The 515-nt window shown below is 53.0% G+C and carries 1 protein-coding gene; it reads left to right on the forward strand.

Features of this window, described 5'->3' with window-relative positions:
* Positions 1-515 (forward strand): tyrosine recombinase XerC (locus tag R7Z77_RS28510; RefSeq protein WP_318137456.1); only part of this gene is annotated, 515 nt, incomplete at both ends.

The following is a 515-nucleotide window of genomic DNA, read 5'->3' on the forward strand; positions in this document are numbered from 1 at the left end:
GAAGTGAATGAAGATGACCCATTGGCGATCCGCGATCGCGCAATGATGGAGCTGATGTACGGTGCCGGCCTGCGTTTAGCCGAGTTGGTCAGTGTGGATGTGCGAGATGTGCAGCTTCGCAGTGGCGAGCTTCGTGTTATCGGTAAAGGTGACAAAGAACGTAAAGTGCCTTTTTCGGGGATGGCAACGGAATGGGTTGGTAAGTGGCTGCGCGTTCGTGGTGACTTAGCAGCGCCAGGTGAACCTGCATTGTTTGTGTCTAAACTCGGAACCCGTATTTCGCACCGTAGCGTGCAAAAACGCATGGCCGAGTGGGGACAAAAACAGTCTGTAGCCAGTCACATTAGCCCACATAAGTTGCGCCACTCATTTGCCACGCACATGCTGGAGTCGAGCAACAACTTACGTGCGGTGCAAGAGCTTTTAGGTCACGAGAACATATCGACGACCCAAATCTACACACACTTGGATTTCCAGCATTTAGCGCAAGCGTATGACCAAGCCCACCCACGCGC

It is taken from the genome of Vibrio sp. 1401 (genome assembly GCF_033340295.1).